This window comes from Roseivivax sp. (assembly GCF_054552075.1).
In genome coordinates this window covers 91,279-107,995 of the sequence record NZ_JBTOLZ010000015.1, presented here as the reverse complement: position 1 = coordinate 107,995, position 16,717 = coordinate 91,279, and the positions used below count along the sequence as shown (strand labels likewise).

13 protein-coding genes are annotated in these 16,717 nt (G+C 69.1%); 2 read left to right on the top strand and 11 right to left on the bottom strand.

Going from position 1 to position 16,717, the window contains the following annotated elements:
• Nucleotides 1-364: 364 nt before the first annotated feature.
• From ACX938_RS12675 to ACX938_RS12630, 10 genes are all read right to left on the bottom strand, one after another.
• On the bottom strand, nt 365-1,498 hold the full coding sequence (locus ACX938_RS12675) for a glycosyltransferase (RefSeq protein ID WP_459431328.1): 1,134 nt from the start codon (nt 1,496-1,498) through the stop codon (nt 365-367).
• Nucleotides 1,495-3,069, bottom strand: coding sequence for an asparagine synthase-related protein (locus tag ACX938_RS12670; RefSeq protein ID WP_459431327.1), 1,575 nt, complete (start codon nt 3,067-3,069; stop codon nt 1,495-1,497). Before ACX938_RS12670 ends, ACX938_RS12675 begins: the two co-directional genes overlap by 4 nt.
• A 232-nt stretch (nt 3,070-3,301) precedes the next feature.
• Nucleotides 3,302-3,976: a fumarylacetoacetate hydrolase family protein gene (locus ACX938_RS12665; protein WP_459431326.1), complete on the bottom strand. Its 675-nt coding sequence runs from the start codon at nt 3,974-3,976 to the stop codon at nt 3,302-3,304.
• 142 nt (nt 3,977-4,118) lie between these two features.
• Entirely contained in the window at nt 4,119-4,910 is a 792-nt protein-coding gene (locus ACX938_RS12660; protein ID WP_459431325.1) for an FAD binding domain-containing protein, read from the bottom strand.
• A 94-nt stretch (nt 4,911-5,004) separates the two neighbouring features.
• Nucleotides 5,005-7,371 carry a xanthine dehydrogenase family protein molybdopterin-binding subunit gene (locus tag ACX938_RS12655; RefSeq protein WP_459431324.1) on the bottom strand — a complete coding sequence of 789 codons (2,367 nt, stop codon included), beginning with the start codon at nt 7,369-7,371 and terminating at the stop codon, nt 5,005-5,007.
• 88 nt (nt 7,372-7,459) lie between these two features.
• A complete protein-coding gene (locus ACX938_RS12650; RefSeq protein ID WP_232753077.1) occupies nt 7,460-7,945 on the bottom strand; it encodes a (2Fe-2S)-binding protein in 486 nt (161 codons plus the stop codon).
• A gap of 95 nt (nt 7,946-8,040) precedes the next feature.
• Nucleotides 8,041-8,562 carry a CoxG family protein gene (locus ACX938_RS12645; protein ID WP_232753078.1) on the bottom strand — a complete coding sequence of 174 codons (522 nt, stop codon included), beginning with the start codon at nt 8,560-8,562 and terminating at the stop codon, nt 8,041-8,043.
• A 423-nt stretch (nt 8,563-8,985) separates the two neighbouring features.
• Nucleotides 8,986-10,110: an aminotransferase class V-fold PLP-dependent enzyme gene (locus ACX938_RS12640; RefSeq protein WP_459431323.1), complete on the bottom strand. Its 1,125-nt coding sequence runs from the start codon at nt 10,108-10,110 to the stop codon at nt 8,986-8,988.
• Between the two features lie 101 nt (nt 10,111-10,211).
• Nucleotides 10,212-10,670, bottom strand: coding sequence for an Lrp/AsnC family transcriptional regulator (locus ACX938_RS12635; RefSeq protein ID WP_459431322.1), 459 nt, complete (start codon nt 10,668-10,670; stop codon nt 10,212-10,214).
• Between the two features lie 468 nt (nt 10,671-11,138).
• Complete coding sequence (locus tag ACX938_RS12630) at nt 11,139-11,594, bottom strand: Lrp/AsnC family transcriptional regulator (RefSeq protein WP_232753081.1); 456 nt, start codon at nt 11,592-11,594, stop codon at nt 11,139-11,141.
• Between the two features lie 134 nt (nt 11,595-11,728).
• On the opposite strand from ACX938_RS12630, the gene ilvC reads away from it, so the two are divergent.
• Entirely contained in the window at nt 11,729-12,751 is a 1,023-nt protein-coding gene (ilvC, locus tag ACX938_RS12625; protein ID WP_232753082.1) for a ketol-acid reductoisomerase, read from the top strand.
• Between the two features lie 333 nt (nt 12,752-13,084).
• Nucleotides 13,085-14,017 carry a DMT family transporter gene (locus tag ACX938_RS12620; RefSeq protein ID WP_232753083.1) on the top strand — a complete coding sequence of 311 codons (933 nt, stop codon included), beginning with the start codon at nt 13,085-13,087 and terminating at the stop codon, nt 14,015-14,017.
• Nucleotides 14,018-14,862: 845 nt separating this feature from the next.
• Here ACX938_RS12620 and ACX938_RS12615 read toward each other — a convergent pair.
• On the bottom strand, nt 14,863-16,611 hold the full coding sequence (locus ACX938_RS12615; protein WP_459431321.1) for a peptidoglycan-binding protein: 1,749 nt from the start codon (nt 16,609-16,611) through the stop codon (nt 14,863-14,865).
• Between the last annotated feature and the right edge of the window lie 106 nt (nt 16,612-16,717).

Below are 16,717 nucleotides of genomic sequence, written 5' to 3'. Positions count from 1 at the left end.
GCGCACCGACTATAATCACCACCGCCCCCACACGAGCCTCGACGGGCTCACCCCGTGGGAATATCACCAACGGTCGAAAGGGGACCAAAACCTGAACAGAGCGAACTAAAGAACGCGGACTCTACGGGGAGCAGGTCACCGGACGCTTCGACACGGGTGCTGGCGCCGCCGTTGCAGCTGAGTAATACCGGCTTCGGGCAGCGTATTGCTGCCCGAACCCACAAAGGAGACCGCAGGCGACTGATGCTGGCTGCTCGAAGGCAGGGTGCGATCGAGCCCCGCTTGCAGATTTTCAGGCGAGCAGGTCCATTGCTGCAGCCAAACAACCATGCGTCGCGGACGGCACTCAACCGCCCCCCACCGCTCACCGAAACACCGGCGCCAGTTGCTCCACGAAGCGCCCCTTGGCCACGTAGTCATGCAGCACCGCGAAGGCGTTCCGGGCGAGCCGCGCGCGCAGGGGTTCATCCGCTAGGAGCCACCTCACCTTCTCCTCGAAGTCGCTCAGGTCCCAGGCGAGCGGCATATAGGTCTCGCCGGGCCGGAAAATGTCGGGCTCGGTGCGGATATGGGACATGTCGGGCTTCAGAAGCACCGCGCCATTGGCCACGGCCTCGAAGTCGCGCCAGCAAACCTCGCCGTAGCCGAAGGGGCTGAAACAGAGCTTCGCATGCTGCAGCTCGCGCAGGTATTGCACCTGCCCGACGCCGGTCTCGGTCAGGCTATTCACGTCCTTAAGCGCCGTGACCGCCGCCACGCTTTCCGCGCGCATGCTCTGGTACCAATCGGTGCCTTGCACGGCCAAACGGGCGTGAATGTCGATCGGCCGGTCGCTCCCGCCCAGGGGTGCGGGCCCCGCAAAGGTGCCGATCATGAAATCCGCCGTGGCGAAGGACGGCCCGACCAGAAGCTTGTCGAGAAACCCGGGTGGGACGGCAAAGCGGGTTTCGGGCATCTCCAGCCCGAAGCGGCGCCCATAATAGTCGGTCAGGTTCGTGTCGCCGAGCGTCACCTCGCCGTAGCGCGACAGGTCCGCGAAGACGTGTTTCTTCACGTAAAGCGCGACGTGATCGGAGAGCCGCTCCGCCAGCCGCAGGTCGGTCGGCGCGAACCAGTCGAGGTAGACCAGCTGCGCCTCGGGGTTGCGGGCGCGGATGGTGTCGAGAAGGCGCTGCAACTCCCCCTCGGAGACGTCGAAATTCGTCTGGAAACAGACGGTTGTCGCGCCATCAAGCCCCGGCCAGTGGCCCTCGAGATAGGCCGCGGTGGTGACCTCGCGGACCTCGGCGTCATGCCCGTCGCGGATGGCGCGGGCGTAGTGGTGGAAGGGATGCACCTGGCTTTGCGGGATGCGCTCGTCGAGGGTCAGCAGCAGCACCCGCCGCTCGGTCGTGCGGCTGAAGGCGCGGCTGTGAAAGCGCGCCCGGGCGGAGCGGCGCTTCTGGTGCATGTACCGCGCGGTGCGCCCGGCGAGGAGCCTCAGGGGATTGAGCTTCATGCCGCCTCCCGGGGATCGAAGACATCCGAGACGAGCGCCTGCGGGGCCGTCGCATAAAGCCCGGCGGCCCGGTCGAGCAGCCTTTGCGCAAGGCCCGCATCCATGCCGGTCACGGCGAGGTTGTGGAACTGGTAGACCTCGCCCGGCTGACGGCGGAGCGCGGGCGAGCCCAGAAGGAACTGCCGCCCCTCGGCCAGCGGGCTCTGCGGCTGTAGAACCCGCAGCGTGCCGAGCCCCATGCTGACCTTCCGCATCCGCGACGACAGCGTCGCCCTGGCGGCGGCAGCGGGCGCGAAGGAATCGCCGAAGGCCACGTCGCGGGTCTCCGGGTAGCCGCGCGTCAGCGCATCGTCGTGCAGCATCCGGTCCTGCGTTACCGCCCAGGGCAGGGTCAGGCAGAACTGCACGAAGCGGGTGTCGAGATAGGGGCAGAAGACGCCCTTGCCGCTGGCAAAAAGCGCCGAGGAGACAAAGCCGATCTCGCGCCGGGTCCGGTGCCAGAACCAGAAGCACTGGTAGGGGTCCGGCGCGTCGCGGAACCGCGCGATGGCCTCGGCGACATAGGCGACGGTCTCCTCTTCGGGCAGGCCCGCGTAGACCTCGCCCGGCCCCTCGGCGCTGCCGGGCCGGCGCAGGACCTTCGCGTGACCCGCCATCATGGCCCGCGCGATGCCGGCGTAATCGCCCCGCTGGGCGCGGGCGTATTGCTCGGCGGCGGAGCTGTCGGGGTTGGTCAGGATGTCCCCGCCGATCCCGTCGAGCGCCGCGCCGGACTGCCGGGCGAGGTAGTCGTGCATCGGCAGCATCTGCGCGTGTTCGTCCGAACAGAGGCTGGTGAGCGTCAGGCTGCGCAGGATGTCCCCGGTCATCGGTCGCGGCTGGCCCAGCACCTCGTGGCGGACGCCCAGCCGTTCGCAGATCGCCCGGGCGGCGCGGGCCTCGCTGTTCAGCTCCGCGCCGCAGTGCTGGTAGGTCACGCAGCGCTCGGGCCGGGCGCCCAGGTGGTCGAGCCCCAGCAGGATGTGCCGCGAGTCGCGCCCGCCGCTGAGCGGCAGGACCAGTTTCTCGGGGCTCGCCTCGGATATGTTCCGCAGCGAGGCGCGGGTCAGGTCGATGATCCCCTCGACCGCCGCGTCGCGGGTGAGGCTCTGCTCTGCTATGGGCATGTCATGCCGGGTGATCGAGAGCCGCCCCTCGGACCAGGTCAGACGCCCGCCCGGCGGCAGCACCTTGATCGCCGCAAAGGGCGTGTCCTCGTTGATGAACATGCCCATCCGGTAGAAGACCGACAGCGCCCGCGCGTCGGGCGTCGGATCGGCGCCCTGGGCGATCAGCTGCAGGACCGAGGGCGAGATCATCACGCTCTCTCCGTCGTGCCAGACGAAGAGGCTGAAGAAGCCCAGCGGATCGACCTCGGCGGTGAGCTGGCTGCCGTCCCAGGCCCAGCGGGCGAAGACGCCCTCGTCCTGGCCTGTCGCGGGATTGTAGAGCGGGCGGCCCAGGGTGCATTCCGCGAGCCCCGCGAAGCTGACGCCGGGGCCCGCGCGGGTCAGCCTCAGGTAGGGCGGCACCTGCCCCTTGGGGGGCCAGGCATAGCCTGCGGCGGGGCTTTTGGCATTGCAGGGCAATCGAGGTTCCGCGCTTGGTCCTGACTATGCGCGCAACCCTTCGCAGCGCCACCCGCACTTTAAAGTGTCATGGCGCCGGTGACCGATCAACCTGGGCCAGATCATTCCTGCGTTGTGTGGATTTTTGGCCCAAGGGGGGCCGGGCGCCCTGCCCCGGCGTGATTTTTGGTGGGCCTCAGGTGAGCGTCAGCGCCACCGGGTCGAGGCCGTCGCAGCTGCCCTCGAGCACATCGCCGCGCCCCACCGGCCCGACGCCCGAGGGCGTGCCGGTCATCACCAGGTCGCCGGGGGCCAGTGTGTAGAGCGTGGCCAGGTCGGCGAGGATCTCGGGCACCGACCAGACCATCTCGGAGAGCCGCCCCTCCTGCCGGAGCGTCCCGTTCACGGAGAGTGCCAGCCGCTGGTCGTCCAGAGCGCCGAAGTCCTCCGCGCGGGTCAGCGGGCCGATCACGGCGCTGGCCTCCACGTCCTTGGCGGTCGACCAGGGCCGGCCCTTCGCCTTGGCCGCCGCCTGCAGGTCGCGGCGGGTCATGTCGAGCCCGACGGCATAGCCCAGGACCGATGCCATGGGATCGGCGGGGTCGACCGCGCGCCAGAGCGCCAGGACGAACTCGACCTCGTGGTGATAATCCCCGGTGCGCGGCGGCACGGGGTGGCTGCCCGGGCCGACCAGATGATGCGCGGACTTGGTGAAGTAGAAGGGCGCCTCGCGGTCGATCTCATTGCCCATCTCGGCGGCATGGGCGGCGTAGTTGCGCCCGACGCAGAAGATGCGGCCCACGGGGAAGCGCGCGGCCTCACCTTTGACGGGCAGGCTGGGCTGCGGGCGGGGGTCGAACAGGTAATCCATGGGGCGCGGGCCTCGTCCTTCTGCGGCTGCTTGGGCGGCAGACTGGCGCGATCGGCCGGCGGGGGCAATGGGGCTTGGGGTGCCAAAGGAAACCCCCGCCGGCGCGGGGTCCGGCGGGGGTCTTCTCAGTTCAGGCAGAACCTCAGGAGGCGGCCGCAACCGCCCGTTTTGTCAGCACTTTCACCAGATGCGCACGATAGGCGCCCGAGCCGTGCAGGTCCGAGATCATGCCAGAGCCGTCCGGCGCGGAGAGCCCCTCGACCGCATCGGCGGCAAAATTCGATGCCAGCGCCGCCTCGGCCTCGGACCAGCGGAAGACGCCGTCATTCGAGGCCCCGGTGACCGCCACGCGCACGCCGTCGGCGTATTTCGCGACGAAGACCCCGACCAGCGCGAAGCGCGAGGCCGGCTGTTCGAACTTCTGGTAGTTCGACGTCTCCGGGATCGGCAGGCGCACCTCGGTGATGATTTCGCCCTCTTCCAGCGCGGTGGCGAACATGCCCTGGAAGTAGTCGTCGGCGGCGATCTCGCGGCTGTTGGTCACGATGGTTGCCCCGGTGCCAAGTGCGGCCGCCGGGTAGCAGGCCGAGGGGTCGTTGTTGGCGAGGCTGCCGCCGATGGTGCCGCGGTTGCGCACCGCCGGATCGCCGATATGGGCGGCAAGATCGGCGAGCCCCGGGAACTGCCCCGCAGCCTCGCGCGCGACGGTGCCATGCGTGGTGGCGCCGCCCACGACCAGTGCGCCGCCCTCGGATTTCACGCCCTTCAGCGCGTCGATCCGCGACAGGCTCACCAGCTTGGTCGGCATGGCGAGCCGCTGTTTCAGCGTCGGGATCAGCGTCTGCCCGCCGCCGAGCGGCTGGGCGTCCTCTTCCCCGAGCGCCGCGACCGCCTCGTCGACGGAGCTGGGGGTGACCAGTTCGAAATTATACATCTTCAGTCCTCCCGGACCGCGACCGACGGATCGGCGGGCCCTTGCGAAATTCCCAGACACACCGCCCCGGCACAAAGGCCGGGGCGGCAGCCGCTCATCCGTGCATCGCCGCCCAGACCCGCGAGGGCGAGGCCGGCATGTCGATATGCGTCACATGGCTGTGTCCGCCCGAGTGCAGCGCGTCGATCACCGCGTTGATCACCGAGGGCGGCGAGCCGATGGCCCCGGCCTCGCCGCAGCCCTTCACCCCCAGCGGGTTGTGGGTGCAGGGCGTCTGGCAGGAGTGGTCCACCGCGTAGAAGGGCACGTCGTCGGCGCGCGGCATGGCGTAGTCCATGTAGGAGGCCGAGATCAGCTGCCCGGTCTCGTCGTAGGCGCAATCCTCGAGCAGCGCCTGCCCGATGCCCTGCGCCAGACCGCCGTGCACCTGCCCCGAGACGATCATCGGGTTGATGATATTGCCGAAGTCGTCCGCCGCGGCGAAGCGCTCGATAGTGACCTTGCCGGTCTCGGGATCCAGCTCCACCTCGCAGGCATAGGCGCCCGAGGGATAGGTGAAGTTCGCAGGATCGTAGAAGGCGGTCTCCTCGAGGCCCGGCTCGATGTCCTCGAGCGGGTAGTTGTGCGGCACATAGGCGGCCAGCGTCACATCCCCCCAGGCGACCGACTTGTCGGTGCCCGCGACCGAGAACTGGCCGTCCTTCAGCTCGATGTCGGCCTCGGAGGCCTCGAGCAGATGGGCGGCGATCTTCTTGGCCTTGTTGATGATCTTCTCGGTCGCCCGGACCATGGCCGAGCCGCAGACCGCGATCGAGCGCGAGCCGTAGGTGCCCATGCCGAAGGGGATCTTCGAGCTGTCGCCATGCACGATGTCGACCATGCTCTCGTCGATGCCCAGCATCTCGGCGACCACCTGCGGGAAGGAGGTCTCGTGCCCCTGCCCGTGGCTGTGCGCGCCGACCATGACGCTGATCGAGCCGGTGGCGTTCACCCGCACGGTCGCGGCGTCATAAAGCCCCGCCCGGGCGCCGAGCTGGCCGACCAGGTTCGAGGGCGCGATGCCGCAGGCCTCGATGTAGCAGTTCACCCCGAGCCCGCGCAGCTTGCCGCGTTTCTCGCTCTCGGCGCGGCGGGCGGCGAATCCCTTGATGTCCGCGATCTCCTCGAGCTTGTCCATCGTGGCGGGGTAGTCGCCGGTGTCGTATTCCACCGCGACCGGCGTGGCATAGGGGAACTCGGTGATGAAGTTCTGCCGCCGGAGCGCGATCGGATCGACGCCCAGCTCGCGGGCGGCTTTGTCGATCACCCGTTCGAGCTGGTAGGTCGCCTCGGGCCGGCCCGCGCCGCGGTAGGCATCGACCGGCACGGTGTTGGTGAAGACCGCCTTCACGTTCACGTAGATCAGCGGCGTCTTGTAGTTGCCCGCCATCAGCGTGCCGTGCAGCCAGGTCGGCACCGAGGGCGCGAAGGTCGAGAGATAGGCGCCCATGTTGGCGTAGGTCTCGGTGCGGATCGCGGTGAAGTTGTGCTCCGCGTCGAGCGCCAGTTCGATCTTCGTCACATGGTCGCGGCCATGGGCGTCGGACATGAAGGCCTCGGAGCGGGTCGAGGTCCATTTCACCGCGCGCTTGAGCTGCCGGGCGGCGAAGGTGCAGAAGGCCTCTTCGGCGTAGTGGAAGATCTTGGTGCCGAAGCCGCCGCCCACGTCCGGGGCCACCACGCGCAGCTTGTGCTCGGGGATGCCGAGGACGAAGGCGCCCATCAGGAGCCGGATCACATGCGGGTTCTGGCTGGTGGTGAAGAGCGTCGATTCGTCGTTCGCCGCGCTGTAGTCGCCGACGGCCACGCGGGGCTCCATCGGGTTGGCCACCAGCCGGTTGTTCTTCAGCTCCAGCGTGGTGACATGCGCCGCCTCGGAGATCGCCTTGTCGACGGCCTCCTTGTTCTCCTCGACGAAGCCCCAGTCGTAACAGAGGTTGTCGTCGAGATCGTCGTGCACCTTGGCCGCGCCGCTCTCGAGCGCCGCCTTCATGTCCACGACCGCGGGCAGATCCTCGATCTCGACCTCGATGGCCTCGGCGGCGTCGCGCGCCTCGGCGAGGCTCTCGGCCACCACCGCGGCGATCGGATCGCCGACATGGCGCACCTTGCCCTGGGCCAGGACCGGGTGGCCCGGCTCCTTCATGGCCGCGCCGTGGCGGTCGGTCACCTGCCAGCCGCAGGGCAGCCCGCCGATGCCTTCGAAGTCCTTGCCGGTGAAGATCCGCACCACGCCGGGCATGGCCTCGGCGGCGGATGTGTCGATCTTGCTGATCCGGCCATGCGCCACGTCGGAGCGCAGGAAATGCACATAGGCCTGGCCGTATACGTTCACGTCGTCGGTGTAATTGCCGGCGCCCGTCAGGAAGCGCACGTCCTCGCGGCGCTTCGTGCTGGCTCCGATGCCATTGTCCTTCGGCATGTCTCCAATCCTCCCTTGGATCGGCGGGTCGCGCCCGCCTTGTCGCGATCTGGGACGCGCGCGGGGCTCCTCCCCCGCCCGCGCGGCGTCATTCGGCGGCGATCTTGCCCACGTCCTGGCCGCTGGCGGCCATGATCGCCTTGACGATGTTGTGGTAGCCGGTGCAGCGGCAGATGTTGCCTTCGAGGTAGTCGCGCACCTCGGCCTCGGAGGGCTGCGGGTTCTCCTTCAGAAGCGCCGCCGCCGACATCACCATGCCCGGGGTGCAGAAGCCGCATTGCAGCCCGTGGTGATCCTGGAAGGCCTGCTGGATGGTGTTCAGCGAGCCGTCGGCATTGGCCATGCCCTCGATGGTGGTGACCTGGGCGCCCTCGGCCTCGCCGGCGAACATCGTGCAGGCCTTCACCGCCTCGCCGTCGACATGCACCACGCAGGCGCCGCACTGCGAGGTGTCGCAGCCCACATGGGTGCCGGTCAGGCGCAGGTTCTCGCGCAGGAACTGCACCAGCAGGGTGCGGCCCTCGACCTCGCCCGAGACGGATTTGCCGTTCACGGTCATGGATACTTTGGTCATTCAATCCTCCCTTGGACCTTCATGTCCTTATGGTCTGTCCTCCGGATGCGCGCCCGGAGGGTCCGGTGTCCGGGGCGGGCGGGCCCGCCCGCGGCTCAGGTGACGAGGCGCTTGAACCAGCCCTTCTTCTTGTCGCCCGGGGTGGCCTCGGTCTCGGCGGCCTCCTCGGGGTCCTGCGGGCCCTCGATGGCCTCCTGCAGGCGGGTGAAGAACTGGTCGGCCATCTTCTTGGCGAAGCCGTCGATGATGCGCGAGCCGAGCTGGGCGAGCTTGCCGCCGACATTGGCCTCGACGTCGTAATGCAGAAGCGTGCCCGCGCCGTTCTCCTCGAGGCGAACCGTCGCGCCGCCCTTGGCGAAGCCCGCGGCGCCGCCCTTGCCCTCGCCGCTGAGCTTCAGCGAGTTGGGCTCGTCCCGCTCGGAGACGACGACGTTTCCCTTGAAGGTGGCTTTCACCGGGCCGACCTTCTGCACCACGGTGGCCTGGAAGCCGTCTTCCGGGGTGCCGGTCATCTCGGTGCAGCCGGGCACGCATTCCTTCAGCACCTCGGGGTTAAGGATTGCCGCCCAGACCACCTCGCGCGGTGCATCCACCTCGCGGGAATCGCTCATCTGCATGGAATGTCCTCTCCTTTTGCGGCGAGGTTAGGCATCGTGCGGCGGCCCCGATATTAGACCTTTTGCCATGGGGCGTGCCGCCGGTGCCGACCGTTCCGCCGTCGGTCAATCATGTTCCTTCCGATCACAACAGGAGGAAGGGGCCATGGCAACCGGCAAGGCGCGCGGGGCGCGTGTTATCGCTGTGGCTGGGAGTGCGCGGCAGGCGCGGTGCGCGGCGAGTGGCCTGCATTGGATGCGTGGTCAGCCGCACTTTTCTTGGGAAGCTGGGGCTGCGCCTCCCGGACCGGATGCGCCCAAGGTCTTACGCCCGCCCCGCAGTGGCCCGGCGTGGGATCGGGCACCGACGGGACCGCCAAAGCCCACCCTCCTTGCAAAACCAAAGCGCGCGGACAAACCCTGCCCGCGCGCCCTGTCCCGATCTCAGAGCGCTGCGTCCAGCGCCTTGTCGAGCCGCGCCACCGTGGCGTCGACGTCATAGAGCTTGTCGAGCCCGAAGAGCCCCAGCCGGAAGGTCGCGAAGCCCTCGGGCTCGTCGCAGGCCAGCGGCACGCCGGCGGCGATCTGGGTGCCGTTCTTGGCGAAGGCCCGGCCCGATTGCACCTCGGGGTCGGAGGTGTAGCTGACCACCACGCCCGGCGCGCCGTAGCCCTCGGCGGCGACCGAGGCGATGCCGCGCGCGGCGAGGCTCTCGCGCACCCGGCGGCCCAGCTCGAACTGTGCCTCCTTCAGCCGGTCGAGCCCGTGCTCGCGGGTCTCCAGCATGGCATCGCGGAAGCCGCGCAGCCCGTCGGTGGGCATGGTGGCGTGATAGGCATGGCCGCCACCCTCGTAGGCCGCCATGATCGCGCGCCATTTCTTCAGATCGACCGCGAATGTGTCGGCCGTGGTCTCCTCCATCCGCGCCGCGGCGCGTTCGGAGAGCATCACGAGCCCCGCCGAGGGGGTCGCCGACCAGCCCTTCTGCGGCGCCGAGATCAGCACGTCGACGCCGGTCGCCGCCATGTCGACCCAGGCGCAGCCCGAGGCGATGCAGTCCAGGACCAGAAGCGCGCCGACCTCATGAGCGGCCTCGGCCAACCCTTTGAGGTAGGCGTCGGGCAGGATGATCCCTGCCGAGGTCTCCACATGCGGGGCGAAGACCAGGTCGGGCCGGGTCTCGCGGATCTTGGCCTGGACCTCCTCGATGGGCGCGGGGGCGAAGGGCGATTGCACCTCGTTGCCGGTGCGGCGGGCCTTCATCACATGGGTCGCGCCGCCGAAGCCGCCGGCCTCGAAGATCTGGCTCCAGCGGTAGGAGAACCAGCCGTTGCGCACGATCACCGTCTCGGCACCCTGACCGAACTGGCGGGCGACGGCCTCCATGGCGAAGGTGCCGCCGCCGGGCACCACGGCAACCGCATGGGCCTTGTAGACCTCGCGCAGGGTCTCGGAGATGTCGCGCATCACCTGCTGGAAACCCTGGCTCATGTGGTTCAGCGAACGGTCGGTGAAGACCACCGAGAACTCGTCCAGCCCCTCGGGGTCGATGTCGTCGCGCAATGCCATAAGCTCGTCTCCTGTGCAGGTCTTGCCCGTTCGGGTAGCGCCTCGCGGCGCGCGGCGCAAAGCCAATCTGCGGGCACGGGCCCGCACGAGGGGCACGGGCGTCAGCCGATCGGACCCGGGCGTCGCTCTTCGGAAAGCAGGACATTGGCATCGAGGCTCGCCACCCCCGGCAGGGTCATGATGCGCCGCCGCAGCACCCGTTCGAAGTCCGACAGGTCGCGGGCCACGACCCGGAGGCGGTAGTCATACATCCCGAGGATATGCTCGACCGTCTGCACCTCGGGGATGGCCGAGACCGCGCGTTCGAAATCCCCGAGCGAGGCCTGCCCCTTGGTGCCGAGCTTCACGCCCAGGAAGACGGTGACCCCGAAGCCCAGCTTCTCGGCGTCGAGATCGAGCCGCGCGCCCCGGAAGGCCCCGGCCTCGCGCAGCCGCTTGATCCGCCGCCAGGCCGCGGGCTGGGAGAGCCCGAGCCGCCGCCCGAGCGCACCGGCGGAGAGATCCGCCTGGTCCTGCAGCGCGCGCAGGATGGCGCGGTCGGTGTCGTCGAGGTCGATCATGGGGCGGGCTTTCGGGAGAGGCTTGGTGTTGGGGGGGTGGCGAGGTTAGGCGGGTTTTCGGGTGCAGGCGGCGTGGGCGTGGTAGCGAGGTGGGGCGTGATGCGGGTGGTTAGGTCGGCCATGATCAGCGTGAAGAGGCAGGCGCTGAGGCCAGGGTGGGTGCTCATGTCGGCTTGGCTAAGGCGCGACCTATCACCCAGCCCGATGCCACCCCGCGCCACCTCAGAAACAGAGGGCCGCGCCCGACCCTGGGTGGGCGCAGGCGACCGCCCCGCGCCGGGCGCTTTATCTCGCAACCCCATTGGCGGGGTCGGATTAAGGCTGACAGGGAAAAAGCGCCCTCCCGGGGGGAGGGTCGGGCGCGGCCCGGGGCTGGTCGCCCCGCGCCTTTGGGGCGGGTTGAGATGGCGTGCTTCATGCAAAATGAATGCGCGGGCCAAACGCCCGGCTCGTCCCCGCACCCCCCCCTCACAACGGCAGCGTCTCATCATACTTCACCCGGGCGACATGCATCAGCGCCTCGAGATCGGTGATATGCGGCAGCGCCAGGAGCCGCTCGCGATAGAGCTGCTGGTAATGCGCCAGATCCCGCGCGATCACCGCGAGCCGCACGTCGACCTGGCCGAGGAAGGTCTGGATCTCCAAGACCTCGGGCACCTCGCGGGCGGCGGCGGCGAACTCCTCGAAGGCATTGGCCTGGGACTTGTCGAGCGTCACCCGCAGGCTGACCTCGACCGCGTAGCCCAGGGCGTGCCAGTCGATCACCCCCCGCGTGCCTTTCAGGACGCCCGCCGCGCGCATCCGCTCGAGCCGGCGCGCCAGGGTCGAGGCGGTCACCCCCGCGCGGTCGGCCAGCTCCTGCCCGGTCATCTCGGGCGCGGCCTGGTATTGGCGCAGGATGCGCCGATCCGTGTCGTCGAGCATGATCTTACCGCATTCCAGAAATCAGACGCATGACATTTCCGCCTTTATGCGCATTTCCTCGAAAAACGCAAACATGCTCGGCCTGGCATGGCTAGTCTCTGCCTCAGCAACCAACGACCCACAGGAGACGGGACATGCGCGTCTATTACGATCGCGACTGCGACATCAATCTGATCAAGGACAAGAAGGTGGCGATCCTCGGCTACGGCAGCCAGGGCCACGCCCATGCGCTGAACCTGCGCGATTCGGGCGCCAAGAACGTCGTCGTCGCCCTGCGCGAGGGCTCGGCCTCGGCCAAGAAGGCCGAAGGCGAGGGCCTGAAGGTCATGGAGATCGCCGAGGCCGCGGCCTGGTGCGACCTGATCATGTTCACCATGCCCGACGAGCTGCAGGCCGAGACCTACAAGAAATACGTGCATGACAACCTCAAGGAAGGCGCGGCCATCGCCTTCGCCCACGGCCTCAACGTGCATTTCGGCCTGATCGAGCCGAAGCCCGGCGTCGACGTGATCATGATGGCGCCCAAGGGCCCCGGCCACACGGTGCGCGGCGAATACACCAAGGGCGGCGGCGTGCCCTGCCTTGTCGCGGTCGACAATGACGCGACCGGCAAGGCGCTGGAGCTGGGCCTCAGCTACTGCGCGGCGATCGGCGGCGGCCGCTCGGGCATCATCGAGACCAACTTCCGCGAGGAATGCGAAACCGACCTCTTCGGCGAGCAGGCGGTGCTCTGCGGCGGCCTGGTCGAGCTCATCCGCATGGGCTTCGAGACCCTGGTCGAGGCCGGCTACGCCCCCGAGATGGCCTATTTCGAGTGCCTGCACGAGGTGAAGCTGATCGTGGACCTGATCTACGAAGGCGGCATCGCCAACATGAACTACTCGATCTCGAACACCGCCGAATACGGCGAATATGTCTCGGGCCCGCGGATCCTGCCCTACGAGGAGACCAAGAAGCGCATGAAGGAGGTCCTGAACGACATCCAGTCCGGCCGCTTCGTGCGCGACTTCATGCAGGAGAACCAGGTCGGCCAGCCCTTCTTCAAGGGAACGCGCCGCCTCAACGACGCCCACCAGATCGAGGAAGTCGGCGAGAAGCTGCGCGGCATGATGCCCTGGATCTCGGCCGGCAAGATGGTCGACCGCGCCAAGAACTGAGGCCCTGCCTCAACCGCGAAAGCGCCCCTGCCGCGAGGCGGGGGCGTCTTCGTCTCGGGGCCGTGCCGGGCGCGAAGCCCATGCGCGGGCGGGCGGTGCCTGACCCCTCGCCTCGGGCGACGGGCCTCAGTCCTTGAGCTGGATCACGCAGAAGGCCAGCAGGCCGAGCAGGATCAGCACGACGAGAATGAAAAAGATGTCCATGGCATTCGCTCCTCTCTTGGTCGATTGCCGGGAAGACTAGCGCGCCGAGGGGCTGGCGCAAAGGCGGAGCGCGGCAAAGCCCGCCTGTCGCCCCGCGAATGCGCCGGCGAATGAGACGGAAAGAGGCAGATGAGCACATCCTCCACCCCCGCCACCCCGGAGATCACCGGCCTCTCCTGGCTGATGGTCGGCGCGCTGGGCCTCGTCTGGGGCGCGACCTTCCTGATCATCGAGCTGGCGCTGCCCGGGATCACCCCGGCCTGGCTGGCCGCCTATCGCATCGCCTTTGCGGCGCTTCTGACCTCGGCGGTCTGGCTGGCGCTCGGCGGGCGCTTCTTCCGCGGGCCCGAGCGCCCCTGGGGCAACGTGGTGGTGATCGGCATCTGCAACAGCGCCCTGCCTTTCCTGCTTCTGAGCTGGGGCCAGCTGCGCGTGACCTCGGGGTTTGCCGGGGTCTCCATGGCCGCCGTGGCGCTCATGGTGCTGCCCTTGGCGCATTTCTTCGTGCCGGGCGAGCGCATGTCCTTGCGCCGGCTGATCGGCTTCCTGGTGGGCTTCCTGGGCGTGGTGGTGCTGATCGGCCCTTCGGCGCTGAAGTCCACCGGCGATCCGCTCGAGCCCTTCGGGCGGCTGGCCTGCCTCGGCGCCGCGGCCTGTTACGCGACCGCCTCGGTCCTGATGCGGCGGCTGCCGCCGGTCGATCCGATCGGGCTTGCCGCGGTGCCGCTTTTGATCGGGGCCGTGGCCATCGTCTCGGTCGCCTGGGGCCTCGAGGGCCCGCCGCCCCTGCCCGCGCAGGAGACGCTCTTCTGGCTGGCGCTCCTGGGGCTGGTGCCCACCGCCGGGGCGAACCTCCTGCGGGTCCTGGTGATCCGCAGCGCCGGGCCGGTCTTCATGAGCCTGACGAACTACCAGGTGCCGGTCTGGTCGGTGGTGCTGGGCATCGCGATCCTGGACGAGCCCTTCCACAGCTCGCTGCTCGCCGCCCTGGCGCTGATCCTCGCGGGGGTCTTCGTGAGCCAATGGGGGGCGTTGAAGCGGCTGTTCGGGGGGCGGGGGTGAGGTGCGCCTTCCGGTGAGCCACTGCTCCGCTAGGATAGCGAGACGTCCGGCGGTTGGTGAAGCCTCGGCTTGGAGCGCGTCACCAGCGGGTCACGCCGCGTCGGTCGAGAGCTGTGATCTGCGCGGTTGAGGGCGCCCGCCTGAAATGTTGGGTCTGCGCCGGTTGGCTCCGCCACGCCAGAGACGCCACGGCCTCACCGCTTGGCTCCGCCTCATCTAAGCTGGCGCGATGTGCGCCGGTTCGCACGCCCACGGCTGAGACGACAGAACCTGGGCCGTTGGAGCACACCCGCTCAACCCAAGCACCCCAACCCCCTCGACACCCCTCACACCAGAGGGCGCGCGCCGGACCGGGGGCCGGCGCTGCTGACCTCGGGGCTATGCGCTTTATGGCAGCAAGGTCATTGCTCACTGTGAGCTATGCACGCCACCCCAAGGAGCGCCGGCCCAAGGGGCCGGTCCGGCGCGCGCCCGGCACCTTCGGTGCTGTTCGGGCGCAGGTTGGTCTGCGGGTGGTGGGTGTTGCGCGAGGGAATGGGCGGGCTTCATGCCTTCTAGAGCGTCAGTCACAAAGTGTGCCAAGCGTCACCACACCGGTCCGGCGCAGATCGCCACCGCACACACGTCGTCTGAACCGCTCAAGGACGGCCCATGCTGTCACCGGCTTCACGCGCGCTAATCCGTTCAAGGACGGCGTACACGGTCACCGCCCTCACGCGGTCCAAACCGCTGACGGGCGGGTCACATGCTCACCGCCCTTTCGCAGTCCAAACCACGCCGAAGTAAGCTAGGCCCAGCTGCGCCTCACGGCCCCACCAACCAAACCGCCCCCCCAGCCCGCAAACCTACTCCCAGCACTCCACCAGCACCGTGATGCTGCGGGCGATCTGGGTCAGGTCCTCGGGGGCCATGGACAGCTCCCCCTCCCCGCGCGACACGGCCACGCCGGCGCCCTCGGAGAAGGCCACCAGCCGCGCCGAGGCGGTGGCGAAGCTCACGTCCTCGGGCAGCTGCCGGCCCGCGTCGGTCACCGGCGTCACCATGCCGACCACCGCGCCGCCGCCGTCGAGCACCGGGCCGCCCGCGTCACCGGGGCGCGAGGCGACGGCGAGGCGCTTGATGCCCTCTTCGCCGTCGAGCCCACGGATGTCGGCGAGCGTGCCGAAAGTCAGCGTCGGGGCGCCCAGAACGCCGCCGTAGGAGAAGCCCGAGATCGCCACCTCGGACTGCAGCCGCGGCGCCTCGGTGCGGAACACCGGCACGTCACGTGGCGCCAGCGGCGACTGCGGCTCGAGCAGCGCCATGCCGTTCTCGCGCGCCACCACCTGCGCCTCGGTCAGCTCGTCAAGCGTGATCCGCCCGCAGGCCTCGACCGCGCGCTCGGCGGTCAGCACCCGCCCGCGCGCATCGGCGAAGAAGCCCGAGGCCACGTTCTTGGGCTGGCGCACCTGCAGACCCGCGACGAGGTCGATGGCCTGCTCCTCCTCGGAGAGCGTTGCGGGGTCGAGGACCACACCCTCGAGCCGCTCGAAGCTCTCCTGCATCCGGGCCAGCACGCGGCTGCGGCGCTCCTCGTCGCCGGCGGGCCAGACCAGGGTGAATCCCTTGATCGCGCCATCCGCGACGCGCGCCTCGGTGTGGCTGACGATGCGGCCGTTCTCGCCGGTCAGGGTGAAGCTGTCGCCGGAGCGCTCGCGCGCGCCCTCGACGGGCACGATCTCCAGCGTCTGCATGATCTCGTAAAGACCATAAAGCGTGCGCCGGTCGCCGGGCTCGGAGATCAGCAGGACCTGCGCCTCGGGCACCGCGCCGGTGGGGGCGTAATGCACGAAAGGCGATTCCGCGCGGTCGAAGGCCACGACGCCCGTGGGGATCTCCATGGCGATGCCGGCGCGGCGGTCGGTCACGCGCTCGAGCCCCATGCCGTCAAGCACGGCGTTATACTGGCGGAAAAGCTCGGCCCGCTGGCGGGTGGTCAACACGCCGGTGACCTCGAAGTTGTTGGCCTCCTGGAAGGCGGCCATGGCGCCGCGGGTGCCGCGCCCGAAGGCGGCGTCGATGCGGCCCTGGTAGAAGCCCGCCCATTGCAGCGCGACCTGCAGCGCCTCACGGTCCTCGCGGGTCAGCGCCTGCTCGGAGCGGCGCGCCTCGGCGACGGTCTCCTGCGGCTCCTCGATCTGCGGCTCGGGTGCGGCTTCGGGTTCCGGCACGACCTGCGCCTCCTCGGCCCCGTCCCCCTGGGGCGCGGGCTCGGGCGTGCGGATCGCGCCGGCGCCCACCGGCCAGAAGCGCTGGGCGTATTCCTCGGCCTCCTCGACGAAACTGTCCGACGGGATCAGCCCCTGCCGCCGCAGCGCCAGCCGCTGGGCATTGGCCTCGTCCTCGGTGAAGGGCCCGAGCGCGATGCCATACCAGCCGCCGCCCAGCGAGAAGCCGTTCACATCCGAAAGCCGCGCGGCAAAGGCCCTTGCGCGGTCCTCTGCCACGGTCAGGGCCGGATGCGCCTCGATCTGGATGAAATACGCCTCCTGCGCGGCGGCCGCGGAGGCCATGATCCAAAGCGCGCTGCCCGCCAATAGTCCCGACCGTGTCATGCTGCGGCTGTCCCTTTCTGCCTCTTGTGGTTGCGGCGGGATCTTGCCGCAGAATGCAAGGCCGCTGCACGTCAAATATTGGTCAGCGCCGCAATTGACCCCATGA